This window comes from Micrococcaceae bacterium Sec5.7, from assembly GCA_039636785.1.
Taxonomy (GTDB): Bacteria; Actinomycetota; Actinomycetes; order Actinomycetales; family Micrococcaceae; genus Arthrobacter.
Window position 1 is genome coordinate 2,023,424 of record CP144169.1, and the last position, 25,276, is coordinate 2,048,699.

The following is a 25,276-nucleotide window of genomic DNA, read 5'->3' on the forward strand; positions in this document are numbered from 1 at the left end:
AGAATGAATCGAACCGATCGTCTTTACGCGATTCGGGAGGAATTGCGCAGGTCCGGGGGAATGGGAAGAACCGCAGAGCAGTTGGCCGAAGCGTTCGAGATCAGCGTCCGGACGGTCAAGCGCGACATCTCCGCGCTCCAGCACAGTGGCTTCCCGGTCTGGGCACGACTCGGACGCATCGGCGGCTATGTGGTCGACGCCGCCGCAACACTGCCGCCGGTGAACATCACCGCTGCGGAGGCCACCGCGCTGACGGCAGCGCTGGCCTCACACCGCGGGCAGCCCTTCTACGCCGAAGGACAGGCAGCGCTCGTCAAGATCCTCGCCGTCATGGATGACAGCGCCCGTGTCCGATCGGCCCGTCTCGCCGCACGAATCTGGATCAACGACGACGACACCCGGACACAGACCGGCCGCGTTCTTCCCACAATCGAACGTGCCATACAGGACCGACGCATTATCACACTCTCCTACCGCGACAAAAACGGCACGGTCACATCTCGACGCATCGACCCGCAATTGCTCGCCCGCACCGACGACCACTGGCACCTCGTCGCCCACTGCCAGCTCCGCCACGCCGTCCGCTGGTTCCGCATCGACCGAATCGTCAACGCCACCCTCACAACCGAAACAGCACAGGATCTCCCACTCACCGACCTCGGCCACCCACCCGCTACCGCGCAACCGCTGAGCATCCAGCGAATCCCCGCTAACGACAACGGCACGAGCCCCGACCGCTGACCCAATTGCTTCGCTGCCGGGTTACAGCAGGGAAACCGCCACTACGTTCCGGGCTCGTGCACGCTTTCCCAGCCTGCCGCTTAGCGTAGGATTTCGGGCTAATTCTGTCGCGACCCGAAGTGCAGCCAGCGCACCTTCCCCGCCCCACAGAATTCGTCTCAGCGGACGCGCAGCCCCGGCCCTACCCCGCCTGGCGCTGCGCTCTGCTTGCCTTGAGCACGATGGGCAGCTTGGACCGAAGCGTGCATTCGAGCAACTCTTCGGCTGTCTCGTCCTGGTCGTAGATCTCCGGCAGTCGGATGCCGATCAGGGTGTTCATGAGCATGCCCTGCGCGAGGAAATCGCGGGCGGTTTCCGGAAGCAGGCCGGCTTCATCGCGGATGAGGCGGTAGATGTCCAGGAATCCTTCCCTGGCCCGGGCCCCGATGGCGGGCTCGTGACCTGCCACGAAGGCCTGCATCAGCATCATCAGGATCCCGCGGTCTTCCACCAGGTCCGCGTAGGCGATGGCCATGAGCTGTTTGAGCTGTTCCGGCCGGCCGCTGCCTTGGGCCGGATCAAGATGCTGTAGTTGTTCGGCGGAATCCCCGGCGTCGTAGGCTGCGATGACTCCGCGGAACGCGCGCAGTAACTTGCCTTGCGCACGGTCCAAGGCCTCCAGGAACAGGGTTTCCTTGGTTCCGAACATGCGTACCACGTATGGCTGGCTGATGCCGGCGGCCTTGGCCACCTGGTCCGTGGTGGAGCCGGCGTAGCCGCGCTCGGCGAAGACGCCAGTGGCAGCTTCCAGGATCAGTTCGCGCCGCTGCGCCGCGGGAATCCGTTCGGCAGTTACCTGTCTGGTTGAGGTCGTCTCCGGGGCGCCGGTGCCCGCTGTTTTCTTCGCCACACTTGACATGTTATCAGCCGATAACTAACTTTGCTTTTTAGGTAATCATTCGATTACAACAACCCCGCAAAGCGGCACCTTCAGCGACCCGTGGAGTCATCATGAAACGCACCATTCCTCTCTGGTTGGCCATTGTGGCGGCCTCCCTGCCTGTCTTTATGGCCACCTTGGACAACCTTGTGGTCACCAACGCACTGCCCGTGATGCACAAGGCCCTCGGCGCGAGCGTCGAGGAACTTCAGTGGATCATTAACGCCTACTCCCTGAGCTTTGCGGCGTTCATGCTGCTGGCTGTCGGCCTGGGGGACCGCTTCGGCCGCCGTCACGTCTTCATCGCCGGCCTGACCATCTTCACCCTGGCTTCCGGAGCGGCCGCGCTCAGCACTGAACCGTGGCAGCTCATCGCCGCCCGCGCCGTGCAGGGCATCGGCTCAGCGGCACTCATGCCACTCTCGCTCACCCTGCTGGTGGGTTCGGTCAGTGACAAGCTACGTCCGCTCGCCATCGGCATCTGGGGCGGTGTCTCCGGCCTGGGTGTGGCCCTTGGACCCCTGATCGGCGGCGCCGTAGTGGAGGGCTGGAGCTGGGAAGCGATCTTCTGGCTCAATGTGCCCATCGGAATCCTGTCCATTCCGCTGGCGCTCTTCGCGCTGCCGAACAGCTTCGGCGCCCGCGTCCGCGCCGACGTCGTAGGACTGCTTCTCTCCGGACTGGGACTCCTGGCGCTCGTGTTCGGCATCGTCCGCGGGAACGACGCCGGCTGGTCCAGTGCCGAGGTCCTCGGCGCCTTGATCGGTGGTGGCGTCCTGCTGCTCGCCTTCGTTCTGTGGGAATCCCGAGTTGCCGCGCCGCTGCTTCCTCTCCGGCTTTTCCGCGACCGGAGCTTCACCGTGGCCAACCTGATCGGCCTGAGCTTCAGCTTCGGGATCTTCGGATCCGTCTTCATCCTCATCCAGTTCCTGCAGGTGGTGCAGGGCCACGGACCTCTCGCGGCTGGTGCCATGACCATGCCGTGGACGCTGGCTCCCATGTTTGTGGCACCGCTGGCAGGCCTGCTGGCACCGCGGCTCGGCACCAGGACCCTCATGATCACAGGCCTCGCCTTGCTCACAGCGGGCATGTTCTGGCTCGCCGGAGTCCTTTCCGCGACCGTCCCGTACGAAACCTTGGTGCCCGGCTTCGTAGCGGCGGGAATCGGTATGGGCCTGGTTTTCGCCCCGATGTCTACCTCGGTGCTCGCCAACATGCGCGCCGAGGACCACGCGAAGGCCAGCGGCGCCAACTCCACGCTCCGGGAGATCGGTGTAACCCTCGGTGTGGCCGTTCTGACAGCGGTCTTCACCGGAGCCGGGGGCAAACTTACTCCCACGGGCTATGTGGACGCGGCCATTCCTGCCATCTACGTTGGTGCGTCCGTGCTGGTCCTTGCCACCTTGGTGGCCTGGCTCCTTCCATCCCGCGACCGCGCACGCAGCCTGGCCGCGCAACTGGCCGCAAGCCAGCCGGAAACCGAAACAGGCGTGGGCACTCAGGCGGGCGCCGCCCTCGAGCCTTCCCTGCAAACAGCCTAGTAGGAGCCTAAGCGGCTTCGAGCAGAGCCCTGAGGTCCATCGGTACTGGTGAGCCTGCCTCAAGATCCGATTGCCGCCGCTCAAGAGAGCACGCAATCCCGGACTGCTCTTCATCAACCCGCCTGCCCCTGCCTGTCATCCCTCAGGGGGAACTTCCTCATCATCGGGTTGGAACTCACTCGAAATGGGTCTCTGTGTTGTGAGAGCCCGCTTAGGGTGAAGGCATGTTCAAAACGATCCAGTCTCTGAGGCTCCTCGCGGCACCGGCCATGGCCGTGCTGCTCATGGGGACACTCCTTGTCCTGGAGGAGCGCCATTTCGACCAGAACAGCGCACTGCTGTTGGCGCTCCTCACGGGTATCGCTGTGGCCGAGCTATTGCCGGCCGCTGCCCTGGGGTTGGTCTTCGTCGCCCTGGTCCTGCAGAGCTGTAAGGTCTTCCCGCTGGTCCTTCTGTCGGGCGTGCTGAGCTACGCTGCGGTTCCTGCGGTCATCTTCTTCGCCGTCATCGGTTGGAAAACCCGCAACCGGTGGGTTGCACCCGTTGCTGCTGTCGTCTTTGCCGGCATCACGGCCGTCAACTGGTTCACAGACCAGACCTGGATCAACTTCATCTTCGGCAACCAGCTGTATGGTCGGGGACTATTGCGAACCCTCACCTACGCTTTTCTGATCTTCGGGGCGTTCGCCGCCCTGAACCTCGCCGCCTGGGCCGTCGGTGTGGCGGTAAACAACGTCTCAAGGAGCCGAAGGGCGCAGCTGGCGGCGGAAACCCGGCTCCGGGAAACCGCGACCGAACTTGCCGTCGAACAGGAACGCAACAGAATCGCCAGGGAACTGCACGATGTCTTGGCTCATTCACTGACAGTCATCGTGGCCCAGGCCGACGGAATACGCTTCATTCACCGCACAGAACCGGAATCCGTCGAGGAGGCTTCCAAGGTCATCGCCGAATCAGCAAGGACAGCCTTGGTCGAAACGCGCCGGCTGATCGAAGGCTTCTCGACGGAGATCAGCAACCACCCGACCCACAAGATTGAAGATCTCGTGGTTCTTGCCGAACGGCTGAGCTCCAGCGGCATGCCGGTCACGATCGAGACGACGGGCGAGGTGTGGGACATGACCGCAGTCCAGCAGCTAACGGTCTACCGGCTCGCGCAGGAAAGCCTGACAAACGCCTTCAAACACGGTGACCGGAGCCGAGGCGCGCATCTGCACCTGGTCTGGACCGGGACATCCTTGGAGCTCCGCGTCCGCTCATCGGTCGTCACTAACCCGGCCGCGACACCGGGCACAACCCCGTCGGGTCGCGGAATAGCAGGGATGAAGGCCCGCGCCGCAGCGGCCGGCGGCTGGGTCGAAACGATCCAGGCTGAAGAATCCTTCGAGCTGCTGGCTTTCCTCCCATGGACAGCTCCCGACCAGCACACAGCGGCGACTCCTTCCAAGCAGCGCTTCCCCGCGTTGGAAGGAGCAAAGCCATGACCGCAGCGCCCATCCGCATTGCTCTGGCCGACGACCAGCCGTTGTTCAGTGCAGGACTCAAAATGATCCTGCGCAGCCAGACGGATATGGATCTGGTCGGCGAAGCCGCCAACGGAGAGGCCGCCGTCGAACTCGTCCAGGAGACACGCCCCGATGTACTCCTGATGGACATCCGGATGCCTGTCATGGATGGAATCACGGCCACAAGAACGATCCTGGAAGGGCACTCCGGGGCAGCGACGAAGATTATCGTTCTGACCACCATCCAGCATGACGAAGCCGTTGTCCGGGCCATCCAGGCCGGCGCGGCAGGTTTCCTGACCAAAGACACCACGCCCGACTTCCTGCTGGCCGCCATCCGAACGGTGCACTCGGGCCATTCGGTCATCGCCCCGGCCATCACCAACGAACTCCTGCGCGACTACACCACGCCCTCTTCCGGGAACGATGCCGCACTGGCAGACCTGTCCGGGAGGGAACGCGACGTGTTTCTCCTGACTGCCAAAGGACTGGGAAACGCCGAAATCGCCGCGTCACTGGTGCTCAGCGAAGCCACCGTGAAATCCCACGTCGGCAGCATCCTGGCGAAACTCAAACTGAAGAACCGCATACAGCTCGTCGCCTTCGCCTACGAAAACAACGTCCTCAACTAGCCCCCAACAAATCCGTCCCACACGCAGAGGCCTTCACGAACAGCGAAGGCCAGCCACCGCATTGTCCAAAACAAGCTAAGGAGCCACCATGAAGAAGAAGATTTTCGGCGCCGCCGTCCTGATCGTCGGCACCGGCGCCGCGCTGGCCGCGGCCGCGATCCCGGCCGCGTCAGTTACCGCGTCCCCCGAGCCCGTCCCAGGGATCATGCGCCAGGCAGAGGCCTACGCATCAGCCGATCCGATCGCCGAAAAGGGCATGCAGGAGGCCGTCCGGCTCTGCATGGCCAAGGCCGGCTTCGACTACACGCCGCCCAGCTCCGTCATGACACTGGACCTCAGCGGAGCCATTGGATTCAAACGGCTCTCGGTCGAGGCCGCCAAAGCCAGCGGCTACGCCAGCACCGGGCCGCAAGGACCCCGCGAGCCGGCTCCCGAGTCCGCGGACGGCAAACTCTTCGCCGATCCGGCCTTCACCACGGCACTCACCGGGCCTGGCGACACCTCGTCAACGACCACGGTGGGCGGTATGGGAACCTCCTCCGGCGGGTGCCGCGGCGAGGCTATGACTCAGATTTACGGCAGCGCTGAAAATTACATGCTCGCCACCGGAATCGCCTACAACTCGTTCTTCCCCGCGAGCCTGTCCGCTTCCGGTGACGCGGGAATTGCCAAAGCCATCAGTGACTGGGCGGCCTGCATGAAAGAAACCCCCTACTCCTCCCTCGCGAACCCGCAGCAGGCCGCCGATGCGGGAAAGGCGGCGGGGGGTCAGGAAGAGTTCAGAATCGCCGTGACCGACGCAGTCTGCCGGGACAAGACCGGGTTCCACCCCACGCTGGACAAAGTCCTGGACAAATACCTGACAACCCGCATGCAGGAACTGGCCCCGCAAATCGCGAAGGTCAAAGAGATCCGCCGCACCGCTGACGCCAACGCAGCAACCTTGGAGGCCGAGGCCACTGCATCGAAATAGTGGGGTATGGCGGAAAGCCGGCGGCGTCCTGTCAGCATCGGGGGTGACAGGACGCCGTTAGACACGTTCCGATTGATTGCCGGTGGTACTGCGCTGCTGCAGAAAGATTTCCCTGGTTCCCCCGCCGGAACGGTCGTGTCGTGGACGTCAGTGCGGACGTCCGTGGTGAACTCCGCGCCCTAAGCTTTGACGTCCAAGATGGCCGCCCAGGCGTATCCGACATTCCAGACCTCGGGACACGGCCGCACCCCGAAAATCAGGTCACCGTCCGCAGCTTACAGGCCGAGACGGCCGGTCACTATTGGGGGTGAGCGGCCTCTCTACCAAGTCCTGCTCCTTTCCCGTGAAGGACGCCGGCGCCAAACGGCGGTGCGATCCTGCCGCTGGAGCAGGGTCGCGGGTGGGCTTGGTTCAAGCCGTCTCAGTGGTTCTGAACCAAGTTGACATTGTCACCACGCTGTATGTCACGGTGCCAACTAACTTGTCAGTTGTGCCAACTAGGTCGTCAACTCACACCGAGCCGCCAACTAGGCCAGTCTTCGCCAACTTTTCCGTCCCGTTTCGCCAACTAACGGTCAAACCGCCAACTAGCTTCCGATCTCACAAAAGTCTAGAAGTCCCAGTCGTCATCCTCAGTATTGACAGCCTTGCCAATCACGTAAGAGGAACCGGACCCCGAGAAGAAGTCGTGGTTCTCGTCAGCGTTCGGTGACAGCGCCGAGAGGATAGCCGGGTTCACATCGGTGACGGAAGCCGGGAACATGGCCTCGTAGCCCAGGTTCATCAGCGCCTTGTTGGCGTTGTAGTGCAGGAACTTTTTGACGTCCTCGGCCAGGCCCACGGCATCGTAAAGATCGTGCGTGTACTGGACTTCGTTTTCGTACAGCTCGAACAGCAGCTCGAAGGTGTAGTCCTTGATCTCCTGCTTGCGCTCCTCGGAAAGCTTCTCGAGGCCCTTCTGGAACTTGTAGCCGATGTAGTATCCGTGAACGGCCTCATCGCGGATGATCAGGCGGATCAGGTCGGCGGTGTTCGTCAGCTTGGCCCGTGAGGACCAGTACATGGGCAGGTAGAAGCCCGAATAGAACAGGAAGCTCTCCAGCAGCGTCGAAGCCACCTTGCGCTTCAGGGGGTCGTCGCCCTGGTAGTAGTCCATGACGATCTGAGCCTTCTTCTGAAGGTTCTCGTTCTCGGTGGACCAGCGGAATGCCTCGTCGATCTCCTTGGTGGAGCACAGGGTGGAGAAGATCGAGGAGTAGCTCTTGGCATGCACGGACTCCATGAATGCGATGTTCGTGTAGACAGCCTCTTCATGCGGGGTGATGGCGTCCGGAATCAAAGACACCGCTCCGACGGTGCCCTGGATGGTGTCCAGCAGGGTCAGGCCGGTGAAAACGCGCATGGTGAGCTGCTGCTCGTCCGGGGTCAGCGTAGCCCACGACTGGATGTCGTTGGACAGCGGCACCTTCTCCGGCAGCCAGAAGTTATTGACCAGACGGTTCCAGACATCCACGTCCTTGTCGTCGTGGATACGGTTCCAGTTGATGGCTTCAACGTGGCTAAGAAGCTTTACTTTCTCGGTCATGACTCCGACTCGCTTTCTGAAGAGAGACTTGGTTTGGCTGAGTCTTCGATGCAGAAGCTGCACCCGGCAAACTCAATGCCCTGTTTGGTGTGATATCTAGTGTGTGCGCCTCGGTTGGGCCGGCCTTTTTGAGCAGCTGACAATTTCGCACGTGTTTCGGCGCTCACCTTCTTCCCGAAGTTCGGATTGCCAGCGCCCTTCCGTGCTTCGGATAACGCCCTGCGGGATTCCTCGCTCATAGTGTGTCCAAAGCTCGGGTGGTCTGCGCCGAACCTACCGAAGTTCGGGTTGTCCGTACCGGAGTACATGCCTTTGCGTTCCGTTGCCCATTTCGTTCGCTGCTCAGAACTGTGTTTCCCGCCGTAGAACGGGTTAGCTGCACCGGGCCGGCTCAGTCCCTTACGACCGGTGTTCCTGATGCAGGCAGCTTCACGCTGTTCTTCCGTCCAGACGACGCCGGTCGGCCCCAAGCCACCATCCGCAAGGTTCAGCAGACGGTCCCCTTCGCGTCGCAAATAACTGATCCACTCGACCTCGGCCTGTCCCAGCTCGGGCAACCCTTCGATCCAGTCCAATTCATCCGGAATGAGATCATCCGGGTTCTGCTTTCGGACCCAATCGTAGAAGGGCGTCTTCCGCCCTTCCGCAGCCACGCGGAGGTGCTGATGGAAACGACGGCTGGCCGTCTTGGTCGTTATACCGACGTAGCGGTACTCGACTTCCTGCCTAAGCCGGATGCCGTAGACCAACCCGCCCGTCGCCGTCGTCGTTTCCATCATTTCAGTCATTTCCTAAAATCAACCGATTTCGGTTTCATAGCATACAAGAAACACAATTGTCCACCTCAGTCCCTTCCAGCGCGAGCTGGCGGAGACGGATGTAGTAGATGGTCTTGATACCCTTGCGCCAGGCGTAGATCTGGGCCTTGTTGATATCGCGGGTGGTGGCGGTGTCCTTGAAGAACAGCGTCAGGGACAGGCCCTGGTCCACGTGCTGGGTGGCAGCGGCGTACGTGTCGATGACCTTCTCGTAGCCCAGCTCGTACGCGTCCTGGTAATACTCCAGGTTGTCGTTGGTCAGGTACGGCGCCGGGTAATAGACGCGGCCCAGCTTGCCTTCCTTGCGGATCTCGATCTTGGACGCCACCGGGTGGATCGAGGAGGTGGAGTTGTTGATGTAGCTGATGGAACCCGTGGGCGGAACGGCCTGCAGGTTCTGGTTGTAGATGCCGTGCTCCATGACGGAAGCCTTCAGCTCCTGCCAGTCAGCCTGCGTGGGGATGTGGATGTTCTTGAACAGCTCCGCAACCTTCTCGGTCTGGGGAACCCATTCCTCCGCGATGTACTTCTCGAAGAACTCACCGGTTGCATACTTGGACTTCTCGAAGCCGCCGAAGGTCTGGCCTGTCTTGATGGCCAGCTGGTTGGAGGCGCGGACTGCGTGGTAAACCACCGAGTAGAAGTAGATGTTGGTGAAGTCCAGGCCCTCTTCGGAGCCGTAGTGGACCCGCTCGCGGGCCAGGTAGCCGTGCAGGTTCATCTGGCCCAGGCCGATGGCGTGCGACTGGTCATTGCCGCGCGCAATGGAGGGCACCGAGGTGATGTTGGACATGTCCGAGACCGCCGAGAGCGCCCGGATGGCCGTCTCGATGGTCAGCCCGAAGTCCGGCGAATCCATGGTCTTGGCGATGTTCAGCGAGCCCAGGTTGCAGGAGATGTCCTTGCCGGTCTGGTCGTAGGACAGGTCATCGTGGTACGTCGTGGGCTGGCTGACCTGGAGGATCTCGGAGCACAGGTTGGACATGATGATCTTGCCGTCGATCGGGTTTTCCCGGTTCACGGTGTCCTCGAACATGATGTACGGGTAGCCGGATTCGAACTGGATCTCGGCGAGGGTCTGGAAGAACTCGCGCGCCTTGATCTTGGTCTTCTTGATCCGGGAATCGTCCACCATCTCGTAGTACTTCTCGGTGACCGAGACGTCGGAGAACGGCATCCCGTAGACGCGTTCGACGTCGTACGGCGAGAACAGGTACATGTCCTCATCCCGCTTGGCCAGCTCAAAGGTGATGTCCGGAATCACGACGCCGAGCGAAAGGGTCTTGATGCGTACCTTCTCGTCCGCGTTCTCCCGCTTGGTATCGAGGAAGCGGTAGATGTCCGGGTGGTGCGCGTGCAGGTAGACCGCACCGGCACCCTGGCGGGCACCGAGCTGGTTGGCGTAGGAGAAGCTGTCCTCGAGCAGTTTCATCACGGGGATGACGCCGGAGGACTGGTTTTCGATCTGCTTGATCGGCGCACCGACCTCGCGGATGTTGGTCAGCGCAAAGGCCACGCCGCCGCCGCGCTTGGACAGCTGCAGGGCGGAGTTGATGGAACGGCCGATCGACTCCATGTTGTCTTCGATGCGGAGCAGGAAGCAAGAGACCAGCTCGCCGCGCTGGCGCTTGCCGGCGTTCAGGAACGTGGGGGTGGCCGGCTGGAAACGGCCCTCGATGATCTCGTCCACCATCTGCAGCGCAAGCTGCTCGTCGCCGCGCGCCAGGTGCAGGGCCACCATGCAGACGCGGTCCTCGTAGCGCTCCAGGAAGCGCTTGCCGTCGAACGTCTTCAGCGTGTACGAGGTGTAGAACTTGAAGGCGCCCAGGAAGGTCTCGAAGCGGAACTTCTTTTTGTACGCGCGGTTGTAAAGCTCGCGGATGAAGTTCATCGTGTACTGGTCGAGGGTTTCGCGCTCGTAGTACTCGTTCTTGACGAGGTAATCGAGCTTCTCTTCCAGATCGTGGAAGAACACCGTGTTGTTGTTCACGTGCTGCAGGAAGTACTGGTGGGCCGCCTCGCGGTCGGCGTCGAACTGGATTTCGCCGTTGGGACCGTAGAGGTTCAGCATCGCGTTGAGCTCGTGATACCCCAGCCCCTTGTAGGCAGCCGGCATCTCGGGCTTCTCGACGGCGGTGCCCACGCTGGAGCCCTTGCCCTCGGCCCTGGTTACTTCTGTGTCTGCGACAGTCGTGTCCAAAACTTGTCCAATCCTTGATTTACCAGGAGAACGTCTTCTGGCGTCCCCATGAGTTCGAAACGATATAGATGCGGGACCTGGCATTTGAAGGCGATGATATCGCCCGCCATGCAGTAGTTGTCCCCGAAATTCGTGTTGCCTGCGCCAATCACGCCGCGGATCAGTTTCCTGTTCTGCGGGTTGTTGAGAAATTTGATGACCTGCTTCGGAACCGATCCTTCTCCACCGGTGCCTCCGTAGGTGGGTACCACCAACACGTACGGCCTGGTGGCCAGAAGCGGTGCGTCCTTAGGATGGAGAGGTATCCGGGCCAAGTCCCGGCCGAGCTTCTCAACGAAGCGGCCGGTGTTCTCGGATGCCGAGGAAAAATAGATGAGCTGGCTTTCCGTCGTATGGACGGGCTGCGCCTCAAAGGGAGCATCGGCCAATGCCAGTGCTGCCACGGGAGTCACCTCACCTGCATTGATTGCTTGCCTGACGACGAAAAAAGGGAGGGCCTTAGGCCACGGAGGAAACGGCGGAAAGAGCCAGTTCCTCGATCTTGTCCGGGCGGAAGCCTGACCAGTGGTCCTGGTCCGTAACCACTACGGGAGCCTGCATGTAGCCAAGGGCCTTCAGGCGCTCGAGTGCATCCGCATCCTGCGAGATGTCCACGCTCTGGTAGGTAATGCCCTTCTTATCCAGCGCGCGGTATGTCGCGTTGCACTGAACACAGGCCGGCTTCGTGTAAACCGTAACGGTCATGGTCCCTGTCCCCTTTGTTGAAGTCTTCGATCTTCTTAGGTGGGCTGTTCCGGACCGGATTCCATGTCCGATACGGGCCCTGCCTGCGGGCTGCTTCCGCAGCCGATATACAGTTTGATGTTCTGCGCTGGTGTCTCGCTCAATCTGTAAGTTGATACTACATGTAGTGCAAGCGCCTCGGCGGGACCCCAAGATGATGTATTACAAGTATGTCATTTAACACACTTTTAATCCACAGGCAGAGTGCTTCAAAATGTCCGTATTTCCGCCGTTTTCAAGGACGAAATCCACAGCCTGTGGACTACTTAGCCACAATTAATCCTCCGCGTGTCGCCTTGTAGACGGCGTGTCGCAGAGGTGTTCCCCGGCACATAAAGAGGGTCCCGAAGCCATCCTCGGGGCCCTCTTTGTGATGAACGCAACCTGGAAAAGTTTCCTGGCCGCGGCAGCCGGAGTACTGTGGGCTGATTCGCGGGTTGCCCGTGGATTCCCCCTGATGTGCCTTGCGGTTCCGGCACCTTGAGGCAAAGGAAAGCTATTGGTCAACCCTGTTCACCTGCGGACACTTCTTGAGGTCACACGTCTGGGCTCCTTCGCTGCCGCAGCCAACAGACTGGGGTATACGGCGTCCGCAGTCTCGCAGCAGATGTCTGCCCTGGAACGCGATACCGGAGTGGACCTCTTCCAGCGCTCGGCCCGGAGCGTCCTCCCCACCGCGGCCGCAATGGTCATGACCCGGCACGCCGCCAAGGTGCTGACAGACATCGAAGCGCTGATGGCGGCCGCGTCCAAAACCCACGACACCACCAGCCAGGAACTCCGGCTGGGTATTTTTCCGAGCCTTGCCACATACGTACTTCCACGGATGCTGCAGAACGCTGCCTGGAAGAACCTCGGCATTGACCTGAGGGTATCCGTGGCGGAGCCGGCGCAGACCATTCAGGGTTTGCGGACCGGCGGGGAACTGGATGTTGCGCTGGTTTACCAGGTTGGCCAGTCCGGCCTGGCATGGCCCCACACAATTAACCGGCAGTGGATCGGTGACGACGATTTCCGGGTAGTGCTCCCCGCGTCATGGGGCATCCGCACCGATGCCAAGGTTGCGGCGGATCATCTCTCCGACATGCCGTGGATCATGCACCACCCCGGGACCAGCGATGCCACGGTGATTGAGCGGCTCTTCGCCAGCTGCAACCTTCACCCGCGCGTAGTGGCCCACAGCGACGATTTCCACGCCAGCCTGGGAATGGCAGCCGCTGGCCTTGGTGCAGCGCTGGTTCCCGAACTTGCCCTGCTGAACCGGCCCGCCGGAGTGGTGGTCCTGGATGTTCCGGAAATCCGGCTTGCCCGCAACGTGTTTGCGCTGCTGATCAATGAAAAAAAGACGGCCCGGGTGCAGTTGTTTGTGGAGCTGCTGGCCGACACCCTGGGTGGCCTCGGCTCGTCCGGCAAGGACTGACCGCCGGCCCGTTCAGGTCATCGCTCGAGCGGCTGCTTCCCGGCGGGTGCCACGACCGTCCGGATCAACAGGTCTTTGGCTTTGTTGTAGGGCGGGTAGATCAGTTCCAGGGTGTCCGGCCGCAGCGGTTTATCCAGCGTGGCGCGCTCGTGGGAGAACGTCCGGAGTGAATGCTCGCCGTGGTAGGCGCCCATGCCGCTGCCGCCCACACCGCCGAAGGGAAGTCCCGGCACCAGAAGATGCGCGGCCGGCACCCCGTAGTTGAGTGCCCCGGATGAGGTCCTGGCTGCGAACGCCCGCCGGGTTTCATCGTCCGGGCTGAACACGTAGAGGGCCAGCGGGTTGGGCCCGGCATTGATGAACCGGATGGCGTCGTCGCGCCCGCTGATTTCCACGAGCGGGAGCAACGGGCCGAAGATCTCCTCCTGCATCACGGCGTCACCGCGGCCGGCGCGCACGATGGTGGGCGCGAAATACCGGGTGGCCGCGTCACGCTGGCCGCCATGGACAATTTCGCTGCTGTCAGCGAGCCCGGCCAGCCGATCGAAATGGGCCCGGTTGACAATGCGGCCGTACGATTCGCTGGCTGCCGGGTCATCGCCGAACAGTTCCCCGACGGCGCGGACCAGTTCAGGCTCCAGTGCCGCAAGCACCTCGGGGGTCGCCAGGACGTGGTCCGGCGCCACACATGTCTGGCCGGCATTCATAAAGCGGCCCCACGCAATTCGCTTGGCGGTCTTGGCGAGGTCCGCTGCGCCGTCCACGTAAACCGGGCATTTACCGCCGAGCTCCAGCGTCACCGGCGTCAGTGTTTCCGCTGCGGCCCGCATGATCGCCTTGGCCGCCGCGTGCCCTCCTGTGAAGAAGATATGATCGAAGTGCTCAGCCAGCAGTGCCGTGGATTCCGGGATGCCGCCTTGCACCACCGCGGCCGCGCCGCCCAGATATTCGGGCACCCAGCGCGCCAGCGCGGCGGACGTGGCCGGAGCATGTTCGCTGGGTTTGAGCACCACGGTGTTGCCCGCCGCGAGTGCACCGGCCAGAGGTGCCAATAAAAGCTGAACCGGATAGTTCCAGGGCCCCACCACCAGGACAACGCCCAGCGGAGTCAGCTCAGTCCAGGCCCTGGCAGGCTGGACGGCCAGAGGCACGGCGGCCGGACGTGGGCGCAGCCAGGACTCCAGATGCCGCTCCAGATGCGCGGCCTCCGAGGTGACAAACCCAATTTCCATCAGTTGCGATTCACTCCGGTGCTTGCCGAGATCACTGTGCAGGGCCCCGGCGAACTCGGCGCGCCGTTCAATCAGCATCCGGCGCAGACTCCCAAGCCGCTCCAGCCGCCACGCCAGCGGACGGGTGCTGCCGCTGTTAAAGACTTCGCGGGCCCGGGCTACGGAGGCACTGACTGTAAGCATTCCCCCAATGTACCGGCGCACTGCCGCGGGCCGGGCGCCGTACCAGGTAAACAAATCCGGCCCGCCAATTAATCCGTGATGCTGGAATGGACCGCATTTGAGGACTATGTTGAAGATATGAACAAGGTAGCGAGTCAGCACTTTGGAGAGATCCAGCTCAACCACGGCCGGGACCACAACTTCGCCACTTCGCACGAGCTGGCGGGCCACAGCCTTGAGCTTGACCTGAATATCAACGCGCATGATCATTTCGATGAAGCGGCCATGCACAAGGTTGATTACCGGTTGCGCTACCTGCCCGAGCTGGTTGACCAGGTCCGCGACATGATCGCCGAAGAACTGGAGCAGGAGGGCACGAGCCCCCAGGAATACCTCCGCTTCCACTGCAACGCGCTCAAAGAGGAGCATCTGCAAAAGGTGTTCGGTGTCTCGGATAAGAGCCAGCTCACCAACGCGGTCTTCCTCAAGGCACTCAAACTCGGCCATGTGGGTATCTATCCCGGCCAGCCGGAGCGCTATTTCGTCCTGGACTTCACACTCGGCGCGCATTTCACCGACGAAGTTCTCGTGGCCTCCGCCGATGAAGACGGCGTGGTGGACGACGAAATCGTCTGGGAGTCCTGAACTCCCTGCTTAACGTCCGACGGCGGGGGGTCACCTCTGGGGTGACCGCCCGCCGTCGTAATTGCTTAGTTAGTTACTTGGCAGCTTCCAGCAGCTCCGCGCGTACTGTCTTGGTGGCCGCAACCAGGTTGCGCAGCGACTCTTCGGTCTCGGCGTAGCCCCGGGTCTTCAGGCCGCAGTCCGGGTTGACCCAGAGCTGGCGGGACGGCACATGCTTCACGGCGGTGCTGAGCAGCTCGGTGACTTCCTGCTCGCCCGGTACGCGGGGAGAGTGGATGTCGTAGACGCCCGGGCCCACGCCGCGGCCGAAGCCGTGCGACTCGAGGTCATGGACAACCTCCATGCGTGAACGTGCGGCTTCGATCGAGGTGACGTCGGCATCGAGTCCGTCGATCGCGTCGATGATGGCGCCAAACTCGGAGTAGCACAGGTGGGTGTGGATCTGGGTTGCGTCAGCCGCGCCGGCGGTGGAGAGGCGGAACGAGTTCACGGACCAGTCCAGGTACGCGGCCTGGTCTGCCTTGCGCAGCGGAAGGAGCTCGCGGAGTGCGGGCTCGTCCACCTGGATGACCTTGATCCCGGCGGCTTCGAGGTCAGCGATCTCGTCGCGCAGGGCCAGGGCAACCTGGTTGGCGGTCTCGCCCAGCGGCTGGTCATCGCGGACGAAGGACCAGGCCAGGATGGTGACCGGACCGGTCAGCATGCCCTTCATCGGCTTGGCGGTCAGGGACTGCGCGTACTCTGCCCAGGCCACGGTGATGGGGGCGCTGCGGGTGACATCGCCCCACAGGATCGAGGGCCGGGTGCAGCGCGAGCCGTAGGACTGGACCCAGCCGTGGACCGTGACGTCGAAGCCTTCGAGGTTCTCGGCGAAGTACTGGACCATGTCGTTGCGCTCGGGCTCGCCGTGCACCAGGACGTCGAAGCCGAGCTCTTCCTGCAGCTCAACAACGCGCTTGATCTCGTCCTTCATGAGCTGCTCGTACTGCTCGATGGTGAGATCGCCCTTGTTGGCGCGGGCACGGGCGGTGCGGATTTCACCGGTCTGCGGGAAGGAACCGATGGTGGTGGTGGGAAGCGGCGGGAGTACCAGCGCCTTTTCCTGGGCTGCGGCGCGCACCGTGTATTCGGAGCGGTTGAAGTCGGCGGGAGCCAGGGCTGCTATGCGGGCACGGACTTCGGCCCGCTGCACACCTTCGGCCGCTGCACGGGAAGCGATGATGCGGGTGGCCTCGTCGATGGCCGGCTGGACGGAGGCTGCATCGGTCAGCAGGCCCGCAAGGGTGACGACTTCAACGGTCTTCTGGTCAGCAAATGCCAGCCAGCTGCGCAGCTGCTCGGAAAGCTGGACTTCCTCGTCGACGTCGTGCGGGACGTGCTGCGTGGAGGTGGAGGTGCTGATGGCCAGCTTGGCCACGCTCTTCTTCAGCTCGGCGATCTTGTGCGCGGAGGCCTGGAGATCGTTGAGCCAGATGTTGTGGCCGTCAACGACGCCGGCAACGAGAGTCTTGTTGCCGAGTGCAGCAAGGGCGGCGGCCGACGGAACCGCGCCCTTGAAGACGTCGAGGTGAAGCGCGTCGATGCCGGTGGCGGCAAGGGTGCCGAGCTGGCCGTCCAGTGCGCCGTAAGGGGTGGAAACGAACAGCTGCGGGCGGGCGGCCGTGGAAGACAGAACCTCGTAGGAGCGGGCAACGGCTGCCTGGATCTCCTCAGCAGAGGTGTCCTGGTCAACCACCAGGGCAGGCTCGTCCAGCTGGACCCAGCTGGCACCGGCGGCGGCCAGCTTCTCCAGCAGAGCGGTGTACACCGGGAGCACGTCTTCGAGGCGGGACAGCGGGCTGAAGCCGGCCGGTGCGTCGTCGGAAGCCTTGCTCAGCAGCAGGAACGTCACCGGGCCAACCATGTACGGGCGGGTTTCCACTCCGTTGGCCAGCGCGAACTCGAACTCTTCAACAATGCGGTTGGAGGTGAGCGAGAAGCTGGTCTCCGGGCCGATTTCCGGCACCAGGTAGTGGTAGTTGGTGTCGAACCACTTGGTCATTTCCAGCGGCTGCTGTTCCGTGTTGCCGCGGGCAAGGGTGAAGTAGCCGTCGATGTCCAGCTGGCCCTCGGCATTGAGAAGCGGGCCGAAACGGGCTGGAACAGCGCCGAGGTGGGCGGCGGCGTCGAGCACCTGGTCGTAGAAGGAAAACGTGCCCGGAACGGCAGCAGCTTCGGTGAGGCCCAGGGTCTGCAGCCGCTTGGCCGTGCCCAGCTGGATTTCCTTGGCGGCGGCGTCCAGGGCGGCGGCGTCGATCTTGCCGGCCCAGTAGGCCTCGATGGCCTTCTTCAGTTCGCGGCGGCGGCCGATGCGGGGGTAGCCCAGGATCGAGGCGGACGGGAACGGCGTTGTGATGTTCTGTTCAGTCATTGGAGTTCCTTGAAATGGTTGGTGAAAAGCTGGGGCGGATGTCTTGGGGTGCGGTCAGCTTGCGAGGATTCTCAGCTGGCAAGGACCTGGCGGCGCGCGATGGCGTTGAGCCGGCTGACGGAGCGCGCCGGCCGAGGCAGCGCCAGTTTGTCCAGTACTTCCAGCGCGTGGGCGTGTTCGTTGAAGGTGTACAGGTGAATGCCAGGGGCTCCGGCGTCAAGGGCGGCGTTGGCCAGATCCACCGTGGCGCGGACGCCGATCCGCAGCCGCTCGGCCTCAGTATCGGCAGCTGCCAGCTGCTCCAGGAGCTCCGGCACAGGTTCGACGCCGGTCAGCTCGCCAAGACGCTTGAGGCGCCGGACGCTGGTCAGCGGCATCACGCCCGGAACGATGGGAATGGTGACGCCGGCCCGGCGCGCCCTGGTGATGAGGTCCGCGTACTGCCCCGTGCGGAAGAAGACCTGCGTGATGGCGAAGTCGGCACCGGAGCGCTGTTTTGCCAGCAGCACCTCGATGTCGTGGGCTTCGCTGGGCGATTCGGGATGCTTGGTGGGGTAGGCAGCCACACCCACGGCAACCTTGCCGGCGCCAAGCAGTGCCGAACGCCGCAGTTCAACCCGCCTGATCAGCTCGATCAGGTCCTGGGCGTAGCGCAGCGATCCGCTGACGGGTTCGCCGCCGTCCTTGGGCTGGTCTCCCCGGAGGGCCAGGATCCCGCGGACCCCGTGGTCCAGGAGTTCACCGATGATCTCGGCGAGCTCCTGGGGGGTGTTGCCGACGCACGTCAGGTGCGCCAGCGGCCGGAGGGTGGTCTCCAGCAGAAGCCGGTTGATAAGTTCGACGGCGGTGTCCCGGTTGGAGCCGCTGGCTCCGTATGTGACGGAGACATAGTCCGGGTCCGTGGATTCGAGCTCGCCGATGGTGGTCCAGAGTGACTCGGCAGCCTTCGGCGAACGGGGCGGAAACAGCTCGTAGGACAGAGCAACGGGAGCTGTGCCGGAAAGATTCGGATGTGTCTCGATAAGACTTGGCGGTGACATTTGCGTCCTTGGCTTTGAGCCATTGGCGGCGCCTGCACCTGCCCGGAAGGACCAGTGACAGTTGTGCCGTCAATGAATTGAGTTTGGGGATCACGGATAGAACTCCAGCAGGACGCAGCCGCGACTGGTACGCCTGAAATGAAGTTGTCCGTGAGCAAATGTCAGACCCACATGGGGGCACCCACACCCTCCTGGCTGCCATTACGGCAGATCCACAGCGGAGGATCGCTGACACGTTACCTCGGTAACTTGTATAGAACTCTAGAAGCCGCCGCGGGAGCGTTCAAGTCGGCCGCCGAATTAAGACGCAGCTTTACGCAGTATTTCGCATGCGCACAGAATATTGTTCGCCGGTGGAGTCACCAGTCCCACCACCTTGGCGTCGAAGCTGCGGGTGATGTTGGCCATGACGTGTTGTGCCCGCGCCGGGGAACTCCGCAATGGCGAGCCCTCCCCATCCGGTCCGCACGGGTCTATCCTGATGGCATGAGTCAGCTTCCAGCCAGTTACCAGGAGTACCTCGCCGGCAAGAGCGAGAGTTTCATCAACACTGTCCGGCCGATCCTGCTGCAGTCGGCGGCGGACCAGACCCACGGTGTCCGGGTCCTGCTCCTCCCGCACGGGCATCAGGCACATCTCGATGACGGTATTCCTTTCGGCACCGTGGTGGAAGACATCGACTGAGGCCTGACCGTCAGCCCTCCAGCAGGAGCCTTTGGGCGCGCGGCGCAAGCGTGTGCTCAAGAACCAGACACGCAGCCCCGATGGCGCCCACATCTTCTCCGACGCCGGTACCCACAACCTCAATGGAGTGGATCTTCCGTGCGGCGCTGTTCTCCGCGAGTAGCCCGGGGATCCGGTTCAGGTAGCGCTCTGCGAGGCCCGTCCAGAATGGTCCGCCGAACACCACACGTTCCACATCCAGCGTGTTGGTGACCACGGAAACCGCACGCGCCACCAGCACTGCAGACTTGTCGATGATCTCGGCCGCCTTCTTGTCGCCGGCGTCAGCCGCCGCGCAGAGAAGTGCGAAACCCTGCTGGACGGCCGGGCCCCCGGTAAGTTTTCCGTTCCCGTCCAAGACTCCGGCTTCCTGGGCTTCGGCCACCAGAACCTGGGGAATGCACGAAGACTTCACGCAGCCGCGCAGGCCGCAGTCGCACGGCGGCCCATCAGGGTCAACCACGATGTGTCCGATCTCCCCGGCATTCCCTGATGTTCCGCGCACCACTTCGTCGTTGAGGACTATCCCGCAGCCGATACCGGTGCCCATGTACATAAACACAAAACTGCCGGACCCGCTGGGGCCGCCGGCCCAGGTTTCGGCCACGGCCGCACTGGTGACGTCCTTGTCCACGAGCGTGGACATCCCGGTTGCTTCGGCCAGCGCATCGCGGAGCGGCACACGGTCCCAGCCGAGGAGCAGCGGCGGGTCCAATACCGTGCCCTGATCAAGGTCGATCGGACCGGGTGCCGCGACACCCAGGCCCGCAATCTTCTCCTTGTCGACGCCGGAATCGTCCACCAGCTGTTTGATTTCCTCTGCGATGGTGGAGATGACGGCCTGGGGATCGTTCCCACCCGGAGTATTGATCCGGGAATGACGGACCACCGCGCCCACAAGGTCCAGCACCACAAACGTGGTGACGGCCGGGTCCAGATGGACGCCGACGGCGTACATTCCGGCGGGGTTCAGCCTGAGGATAGTCCGTGGCTTTCCGGGACCGCTCCCCTCTTTCCCTGCTTCGACAATGAGATGCTGGTCCAGCAGCCGGCGGGAGATGTTGGAAATCGTCTGTGGCGACAACCCCACAATCTGAGCCAGCTCCACCCTGCTGAGGCCTCCGGATGACCGCCTGATGGCATCAAGAATTACCGTGAGATTAAAGTCGCCCATGCGTGGCAGATTTGTTCCGCGCCTCGGTGAGGGCTGGCGGATCGCGGTCACGGATTCCCCTAAACGTCTTTGGCTAAGCACTAATGATGTCTGCATCGTACGTTACCCCTTGGCTGCGGGGTACACCCACACACGCAGTTGACCGCGAGTCGATGTACATAGCGACTCCGGCACTCACCCGTCAGGCGCGCCTGACGCTGACGGCAACGGTGAATTTGGGGTTTTTACCCTTGATCCGGGTGGGTCCAACCAGCCGTTCCAGCGCCGCACCGTAGTGCAGGTGGCTGTTGAACACCGTCCACAGTTCACCCCCCGGTGCCAGCACCCTGGCGGCGGCCTCGAACATCTTGATCCCGGCGCCGGCGTGCACACTGGCACCGAGGTGGAACGGCGGGTTCAGCAGGATGAGGTCCGCGCTTCCCTCCGGGAAGGAGCCCATGGCGTCGTCCTGGACCACGGTGACCCGGTCCGCGAGGCCGTTCGCTGTTGCCGTGCCACGGGCGGATTCGACGGCGGCAGCTGACTGGTCTGTGGCCGTCACCATGGCCTCCGGGTTACGTCGCGCATACATTGCGGCAAGAATGCCCGTGCCGCAGCCCAGATCCACGGCGTGCCTGGCACGGGGCATGTCCGGCAGGAACGCCAGCAGAAATCTGGTCCCGATATCCAGTTTGGTGCCGGCAAAGACGGCGCCGTGTGCGGCCACGTGGAGGTCAAGCCCGGCATTGAACTCAGTCACCGGAAAAGGCGGTGTGTTGCCCGGGGACTTGGGTTGGCCGGCCAGGATGAGCCGGGATTTCTGCCGGGCCAGCTGCGGTTGGACGCTGCCAAAATACCGTTCCAGCACGGCGTTCATACCAAGGGACATGTGCTTGACCCGGCCACCGGCCAGCAACCGTGCTTCCGGCGCAGCATAGCGCGCAACGGCGTCGACGGTTTCCTCCAGTTCAGCCAGAGTTTTGGGCAGCTGAAGCAGCACGGCGTCAGCTCCCGCCAGCAGTTCCGGGCCGAGGGGCAGCTGCTGATATCCGCCGGTGATGCCCAGCTTGTCGGCATTGTTCCGGAGAGCCCGTTCCCCCGTGATGAGATCCTGATGGACCCGGACTCTACTGAGTCGCGGGCCGGCCAGCAGGCCCAGCGACAGCGCACCGTAACGGTCGCCGATCACGGCCACGTCGTTTTCCTCAGTGAGGATGCCGGCGGCAGTGTCGATCAGGAGTTTATCCGTGGCATCCCAGGCCTGGAGATTCGGTGCCTCGACATCCGGGTACCTCCCCAGCCGGCCGAAGAGTTCCTCAAGACTGTTTTCTGCCATGTGTTTCCTGCCGCCCGTTCCGTACCGACCTACTGTGCAAACTTACCGTGTGCCGGGGCGTCTACCTGCCGAAGAACTTGAGGATGCCTGTCACTGCTGCCCGGCCCGCCCGGTTTGCGCCGATGGTTGACGACGACGGCCCGTAGCCAACCAGGTGCACCCGCGGCTCGGACACCACCATGGTGCCGTCCATCGCGATCCCACCGCCCGGGCCTCGCAGGTGAAGCGGGGAAAGATGTTCCAGCTCAGCCCGGAAACCGGTGGCCCAGAGAATCACATCGGCCGGCACCAGGCTGCCATCCGGCATCCGCACGCCGTCCGGTTCAATGCTGGTGAACATCGGATGCCGGTCCAGCACGCCACGGGAAGCAGCGGCGCGCAGTGCCGGCGTCCAGATGAGCCCGGTCACCGCCACCACGCTCTGTGGCGGAAGCCCCTGCCGCACACGCTCCTCAACGAGCGCCACGGCGTCGTGGGCCGCCCGCCGGTCAAACTCGATGTCCCTCCACACGGGCTCGCGGCGGGTGAACCAGGTGGTGGAGGTGACCCTGGAAATCTCATCCAGCAGTCCCACCGCGGAGATTCCGCCGCCCACCACAATCACGTGCTGGCCCCTGAACTCATCGGCGGAGACGTAGTCCGCCACATGCAGCTGCCGGCCAAGAAAAGTGAACTGACCCGGATAGATGGGCCAGAACGGCCTGGTCCAGGTTCCGGTTGCATTGATAACGGCCCGGGCTGACCAGTCGCCGTTTGATGTGCTGATCCTCAGCCGGCCGGCGGGGTTGCTGCCCTCCCGCGTGATTGCGTTGACTTTGACGGGCCGCTCGATTGCCAGCGCGAATTCCTGCTCATAGCCGTCAAAATAGCGGGTCAGGAACGCGGAGCTGGGCTCGTCCGGGTCCCCCTCAGGCTTGGCGATGCCGGGCAACTCACTGATGCCGTTGACGGTGGCCATCCGCAGGCTCTTCCAGCGGTGGCGCCATGCGCCGCCTGGACCGTCTTCGGCGTCGAGCACCATGTAGGTTCCCGGCGATTCCGGCCTGGCGGCATCCGGCGCGCCGGCGCCCGGCGCAGCGGCGCCCGGCGCAAATGGCACAAAGCCACGGCGGCCCAAATGGTAGGCCGCAGACAGCCCTGCCTGGCCGGCGCCGATCACCACGACGTCGGCGTTTCTCACCTTGTGCGTCATGGCGGCGTGGACTCCGGCTATACCTTCTTCACCAAATTGGACTTGAGCTGCATGGGTCCCACGCCATCAACTTTGCAGTCGATGTCGTGATCGCCCACTCCGTCCGTCAGGCGGATGCCGCGCACCTTGGTGCCCACCTTGATCACGGCGGAACTTCCCTTGATCTTGAGGTCCTTGATCACAGTCACGGTGTCTCCGTCGGCGAGGACGTTGCCCACGGCATCCTTGATGACATTTTCGCCGGCCTCTTCCGGCTCGTCTGCTGACTCGGCGGACCATTCGTGGGCGCATTCGGGGCAGACCAGCAGCGCCCCCATCTCATAGGTGTATTCGCTGGAGCATTCCGGGCACGGGGGCAATGTCTCATTCACGTCCCCATGATAGTCCCGGCGGCCTGACAGGGTGCCGGAGTAACGCCGCCGTCCCTGACGGATGCCCGGCAGTGGCCGTCCCAGGTTCATTGTCCACGGCTTGCCTTTTGCCTTGGGCCCTCCGTTGGCCGAACACAAGGCATGGGACTTGACCCCGCTGCAGCTCGGCGGACTCGGCTCATTTGCCTTGGTGGGCATGCTGATGGGAGCCGGTGCGCGGCCCACATTGCGGGCTGCGACGATGTCTGGGCTCAGCGGGCAACGAGCCGCCACAGCGACGTGACCTCGGCCGCGCGGGCCTCGAACAGAGGATCGTTGCGGTCGGATGCCTTCGGATGCGTCGGCTTGGTGTCGAGCCGCTCCATCACCTTCAGACCGGCCGACCGGATGGCGCCCAGCAGATCGTCACGGGACCGCAGCCCGAGGTGCTCGGCCAGATCCGAGAGGACGAGCCAGCCCTCTCCGCCCGGCTCCAGATGGTCGGAGAGCTCGTTCAGGAAGCGGAACAGCATCCGGCTGCCGGGGTCGTAGACGGCGCTGTCCAGGGAAGAATGCGGTGTGGCCGGAATCCAGGGCGGGTTGCACACGATGAGCGGTGCGCGTCCGGACGGGAACATGTCGGTCAGGACTGGCTCGGCACGGTCTTGGACGCCGAGGTTCCGGAAATTCTCTGCGGCGCAGGCGATGGCACGCGGTTCATTATCCGTCGCGACGACGCGGTGGACGCCACGGCGGGCCAGGACGGCAGCCAGCACCCCGGTGCCGGTGCCGATGTCGAACGCCAATGTGTCAGATGGTAGCGGAGCGGAAGCCACGAGATCCACATACTCGCTGCGGGTCGGGAAGAAAGTGCCATAGTGCGGGTGAACGCGGTCGTGTAGGGCATCGACGTAGACTCCGTTCTTTCGCCACTGGTGTGCGCCGATTGCCCCCACAAGCTCATGTAGCGACACAACCGAAGATTCCTCGATTGCCCCGTAGGCCTCCGCGGCGGCCTCCTTGATATCCGGTGCGCGCCGCAGCGGCACCGCAGGACCCGGGTCAAGAGGAATCAGCAGAAGTCCGAGAATGCGTGCACGATGCGAGCGGGCCTGGCGGTGCCGGTAGAACTCATCGGCGTACGTTCTGGCGATTTTCTTCTTTCCAGCACTCACCCGACGATCCATGGCGTTGAGGATCTGCCGCGCATTGTGGAAGTCACCGTGCCAGAGCATGGCGATGCCTTGGGACGCCATCCGGTTCGCCTCATCGGCCGTGAGGCGGTCGTCAACCGCTTCAACGCGTGTCGGCGCCGGCCGGCCGTTCGCCGAACGCCATCGAGCCGTCCTGCCGTCGCCGGCCTCGGTCCAGGTCACGACGGCGGGCTCATCTGCCTTGGCTGTGTGCGAGGGCTCGAGGACAGCCGCAGGGATTCCCAGGGGCGCCGGTGCGTCGGTATTGATGAGAGTTCCATTCCTAGACTCCGAGGCCGATTGGCGGCTGACGTTTGCGGTGGAGATTCCGCGAAGTCCTGGGATACGGCCCAAGATTCAGGACCGGGTTCCGGCCGCGAACCGGGCAGGGTTGGTGACCGCTAATGCCATTCAACCTACGTACTCAGGATACAGGTGGGCGATAGTCGCCATCCGCTCCCAGACCAGCAGGCCAAGCACGCATGGCGGGCACCAGCCGAGTCGAGGCCCTTGACCGCGCACAGGCGCACTACGTGGCCACAGCGACACGAAAAAGGGAACCACCAGATCCGGTGGTTCCCTTTTGGTATCCGTTGATGACTTACTCAATGGCATCGACTCTGTCGATGGTTCGAATAAGGTCAATATGGTGGAGCTGAGGGGACTCGAACCCCTGACCCCCTGCATGCCATGCAGGTGCGCTACCAGCTGCGCCACAGCCCC

At 63.2% G+C, this 25,276-nt stretch carries 22 protein-coding genes and 1 tRNA gene; 8 read left to right on the top strand and 15 right to left on the bottom strand.

Features of this window, described 5'->3' with window-relative positions; genetic code table 11:
- The first annotated feature begins 3 nt into the window (after positions 1-3).
- Complete coding sequence (locus V3C33_09685; protein ID XAS69489.1) at positions 4-741, top strand: WYL domain-containing protein; 738 nt, start codon at positions 4-6, stop codon at positions 739-741.
- A 181-nt stretch (positions 742-922) separates the two neighbouring features.
- Here V3C33_09685 and V3C33_09690 read toward each other — a convergent pair whose 3' ends face one another.
- Positions 923-1,630: a helix-turn-helix domain-containing protein gene (locus tag V3C33_09690; protein ID XAS69490.1), complete on the bottom strand. Its 708-nt coding sequence runs from the start codon at positions 1,628-1,630 to the stop codon at positions 923-925.
- Between the two features lie 101 nt (positions 1,631-1,731).
- On the opposite strand from V3C33_09690, the gene V3C33_09695 reads away from it, so the two are divergent.
- From V3C33_09695 to V3C33_09710, 4 genes are all read left to right on the top strand, one after another.
- Entirely contained in the window at positions 1,732-3,201 is a 1,470-nt protein-coding gene (locus V3C33_09695) for an MFS transporter (GenBank protein ID XAS69491.1), read from the top strand.
- Between the two features lie 224 nt (positions 3,202-3,425).
- Positions 3,426-4,685 carry a histidine kinase gene (locus V3C33_09700; protein XAS69492.1) on the top strand — a complete coding sequence of 420 codons (1,260 nt, stop codon included), beginning with the start codon at positions 3,426-3,428 and terminating at the stop codon, positions 4,683-4,685.
- Entirely contained in the window at positions 4,682-5,338 is a 657-nt protein-coding gene (locus V3C33_09705; GenBank protein ID XAS69493.1) for a response regulator transcription factor, read from the top strand. The genes V3C33_09700 and V3C33_09705 overlap by 4 nt, the downstream gene beginning before the upstream one ends.
- An 88-nt stretch (positions 5,339-5,426) precedes the next feature.
- Positions 5,427-6,311: a hypothetical protein gene (locus tag V3C33_09710; protein ID XAS69494.1), complete on the top strand. Its 885-nt coding sequence runs from the start codon at positions 5,427-5,429 to the stop codon at positions 6,309-6,311.
- Positions 6,312-6,921: 610 nt separating this feature from the next.
- On the opposite strand, the gene nrdF is transcribed toward V3C33_09710, so the two are convergent.
- The 5 genes from nrdF to nrdH are packed head-to-tail and all read right to left on the bottom strand — an operon-like array spanning position 6,922 to position 11,658.
- The gene (gene nrdF, locus V3C33_09715; protein ID XAS69495.1) at positions 6,922-7,896 is read right to left on the bottom strand and encodes a class 1b ribonucleoside-diphosphate reductase subunit beta; all 975 of its coding nucleotides are present in this window, start codon (positions 7,894-7,896) and stop codon (positions 6,922-6,924) included.
- Positions 7,893-8,684 (bottom strand): NUMOD3 domain-containing DNA-binding protein, encoded by a 792-nt coding sequence (locus tag V3C33_09720; protein ID XAS69496.1) that lies wholly within the window; start codon positions 8,682-8,684, stop codon positions 7,893-7,895. Before V3C33_09720 ends, nrdF begins: the two co-directional genes overlap by 4 nt.
- Before the next feature lie 25 nt (positions 8,685-8,709).
- Positions 8,710-10,830 (bottom strand): class 1b ribonucleoside-diphosphate reductase subunit alpha, encoded by a 2,121-nt coding sequence (gene nrdE / locus V3C33_09725; protein XAS69708.1) that lies wholly within the window; start codon positions 10,828-10,830, stop codon positions 8,710-8,712.
- A 53-nt stretch (positions 10,831-10,883) separates the two neighbouring features.
- Complete coding sequence (gene nrdI, locus V3C33_09730; GenBank protein XAS69497.1) at positions 10,884-11,357, bottom strand: class Ib ribonucleoside-diphosphate reductase assembly flavoprotein NrdI; 474 nt, start codon at positions 11,355-11,357, stop codon at positions 10,884-10,886.
- 55 nt (positions 11,358-11,412) lie between these two features.
- A complete protein-coding gene (gene nrdH, locus V3C33_09735; GenBank protein XAS69498.1) occupies positions 11,413-11,658 on the bottom strand; it encodes a glutaredoxin-like protein NrdH in 246 nt (81 codons plus the stop codon).
- Between the two features lie 538 nt (positions 11,659-12,196).
- Here nrdH and V3C33_09740 point away from each other — a divergent pair.
- Positions 12,197-13,117, top strand: coding sequence for a LysR family transcriptional regulator (locus V3C33_09740; GenBank protein XAS69499.1), 921 nt, complete (start codon positions 12,197-12,199; stop codon positions 13,115-13,117).
- A gap of 17 nt (positions 13,118-13,134) precedes the next feature.
- On the opposite strand, the gene V3C33_09745 is transcribed toward V3C33_09740, so the two are convergent.
- Positions 13,135-14,532 carry an aldehyde dehydrogenase family protein gene (locus V3C33_09745; GenBank protein ID XAS69500.1) on the bottom strand — a complete coding sequence of 466 codons (1,398 nt, stop codon included), beginning with the start codon at positions 14,530-14,532 and terminating at the stop codon, positions 13,135-13,137.
- Positions 14,533-14,649: 117 nt separating this feature from the next.
- Between V3C33_09745 and V3C33_09750 the strand changes: the two genes are divergently transcribed.
- On the top strand, positions 14,650-15,156 hold the full coding sequence (locus V3C33_09750) for a DUF2004 domain-containing protein (GenBank protein ID XAS69501.1): 507 nt from the start codon (positions 14,650-14,652) through the stop codon (positions 15,154-15,156).
- 73 nt (positions 15,157-15,229) lie between these two features.
- Here V3C33_09750 and metE read toward each other — a convergent pair whose 3' ends face one another.
- Positions 15,230-17,566: a 5-methyltetrahydropteroyltriglutamate--homocysteine S-methyltransferase gene (metE, locus tag V3C33_09755; protein XAS69502.1), complete on the bottom strand. Its 2,337-nt coding sequence runs from the start codon at positions 17,564-17,566 to the stop codon at positions 15,230-15,232.
- Positions 17,567-17,637: 71 nt separating this feature from the next.
- On the bottom strand, positions 17,638-18,606 hold the full coding sequence (locus V3C33_09760; GenBank protein ID XAS69503.1) for a methylenetetrahydrofolate reductase: 969 nt from the start codon (positions 18,604-18,606) through the stop codon (positions 17,638-17,640).
- Positions 18,607-19,092: 486 nt separating this feature from the next.
- On the opposite strand from V3C33_09760, the gene V3C33_09765 reads away from it, so the two are divergent.
- Positions 19,093-19,290: a hypothetical protein gene (locus V3C33_09765; protein ID XAS69504.1), complete on the top strand. Its 198-nt coding sequence runs from the start codon at positions 19,093-19,095 to the stop codon at positions 19,288-19,290.
- Positions 19,291-19,300: 10 nt separating this feature from the next.
- Here V3C33_09765 and V3C33_09770 read toward each other — a convergent pair whose 3' ends face one another.
- The 6 genes from V3C33_09770 to V3C33_09795 form a co-directional block, all read right to left on the bottom strand.
- Positions 19,301-20,503, bottom strand: a complete 1,203-nt coding sequence (locus V3C33_09770) for an ROK family transcriptional regulator (GenBank protein ID XAS69505.1) — start codon at positions 20,501-20,503, stop codon at positions 19,301-19,303.
- A gap of 181 nt (positions 20,504-20,684) precedes the next feature.
- Entirely contained in the window at positions 20,685-21,818 is a 1,134-nt protein-coding gene (locus V3C33_09775) for a methyltransferase (GenBank protein XAS69506.1), read from the bottom strand.
- 61 nt (positions 21,819-21,879) lie between these two features.
- Positions 21,880-23,010, bottom strand: coding sequence for an NAD(P)-binding domain-containing protein (locus tag V3C33_09780; protein ID XAS69507.1), 1,131 nt, complete (start codon positions 23,008-23,010; stop codon positions 21,880-21,882).
- 17 nt (positions 23,011-23,027) lie between these two features.
- Positions 23,028-23,381, bottom strand: coding sequence for a zinc ribbon domain-containing protein YjdM (locus V3C33_09785; GenBank protein XAS69508.1), 354 nt, complete (start codon positions 23,379-23,381; stop codon positions 23,028-23,030).
- A 251-nt stretch (positions 23,382-23,632) separates the two neighbouring features.
- Positions 23,633-24,736 carry a class I SAM-dependent methyltransferase gene (locus V3C33_09790; GenBank protein ID XAS69509.1) on the bottom strand — a complete coding sequence of 368 codons (1,104 nt, stop codon included), beginning with the start codon at positions 24,734-24,736 and terminating at the stop codon, positions 23,633-23,635.
- Between the two features lie 464 nt (positions 24,737-25,200).
- Positions 25,201-25,276 (bottom strand) — tRNA-Ala (locus V3C33_09795).

Excerpts from the sequence above, each read along its gene's own strand:
- V3C33_09685 (XAS69489.1), top strand. The coding sequence starts at position 4 with ATGAATCGAACCGATCGTCTTTACGCGATTCGGGAGGAATTGCGCAGG.
- V3C33_09695 (XAS69491.1), top strand. The coding sequence starts at position 1,732 with ATGAAACGCACCATTCCTCTCTGGTTGGCCATTGTGGCGGCCTCCCTG.
- V3C33_09700 (XAS69492.1), top strand. The coding sequence starts at position 3,426 with ATGTTCAAAACGATCCAGTCTCTGAGGCTCCTCGCGGCACCGGCCATG.
- V3C33_09705 (XAS69493.1), top strand. The coding sequence starts at position 4,682 with ATGACCGCAGCGCCCATCCGCATTGCTCTGGCCGACGACCAGCCGTTG.
- V3C33_09710 (XAS69494.1), top strand. The coding sequence starts at position 5,427 with ATGAAGAAGAAGATTTTCGGCGCCGCCGTCCTGATCGTCGGCACCGGC.
- nrdF (XAS69495.1), bottom strand. The coding sequence starts at position 7,896 with ATGACCGAGAAAGTAAAGCTTCTTAGCCACGTTGAAGCCATCAACTGG.
- V3C33_09720 (XAS69496.1), bottom strand. The coding sequence starts at position 8,684 with ATGACTGAAATGATGGAAACGACGACGGCGACGGGCGGGTTGGTCTAC.
- nrdE (XAS69708.1), bottom strand. The coding sequence starts at position 10,830 with ATGCCGGCTGCCTACAAGGGGCTGGGGTATCACGAGCTCAACGCGATG.
- nrdH (XAS69498.1), bottom strand. The coding sequence starts at position 11,658 with ATGACCGTTACGGTTTACACGAAGCCGGCCTGTGTTCAGTGCAACGCG.
- V3C33_09745 (XAS69500.1), bottom strand. The coding sequence starts at position 14,532 with ATGCTTACAGTCAGTGCCTCCGTAGCCCGGGCCCGCGAAGTCTTTAAC.
- V3C33_09750 (XAS69501.1), top strand. The coding sequence starts at position 14,650 with ATGAACAAGGTAGCGAGTCAGCACTTTGGAGAGATCCAGCTCAACCAC.
- metE (XAS69502.1), bottom strand. The coding sequence starts at position 17,566 with ATGACTGAACAGAACATCACAACGCCGTTCCCGTCCGCCTCGATCCTG.
- V3C33_09760 (XAS69503.1), bottom strand. The coding sequence starts at position 18,606 with ATGTCACCGCCAAGTCTTATCGAGACACATCCGAATCTTTCCGGCACA.
- V3C33_09765 (XAS69504.1), top strand. The coding sequence starts at position 19,093 with ATGAGTCAGCTTCCAGCCAGTTACCAGGAGTACCTCGCCGGCAAGAGC.
- V3C33_09770 (XAS69505.1), bottom strand. The coding sequence starts at position 20,503 with ATGGGCGACTTTAATCTCACGGTAATTCTTGATGCCATCAGGCGGTCA.
- V3C33_09775 (XAS69506.1), bottom strand. The coding sequence starts at position 21,818 with ATGGCAGAAAACAGTCTTGAGGAACTCTTCGGCCGGCTGGGGAGGTAC.
- V3C33_09780 (XAS69507.1), bottom strand. The coding sequence starts at position 23,010 with ATGACGCACAAGGTGAGAAACGCCGACGTCGTGGTGATCGGCGCCGGC.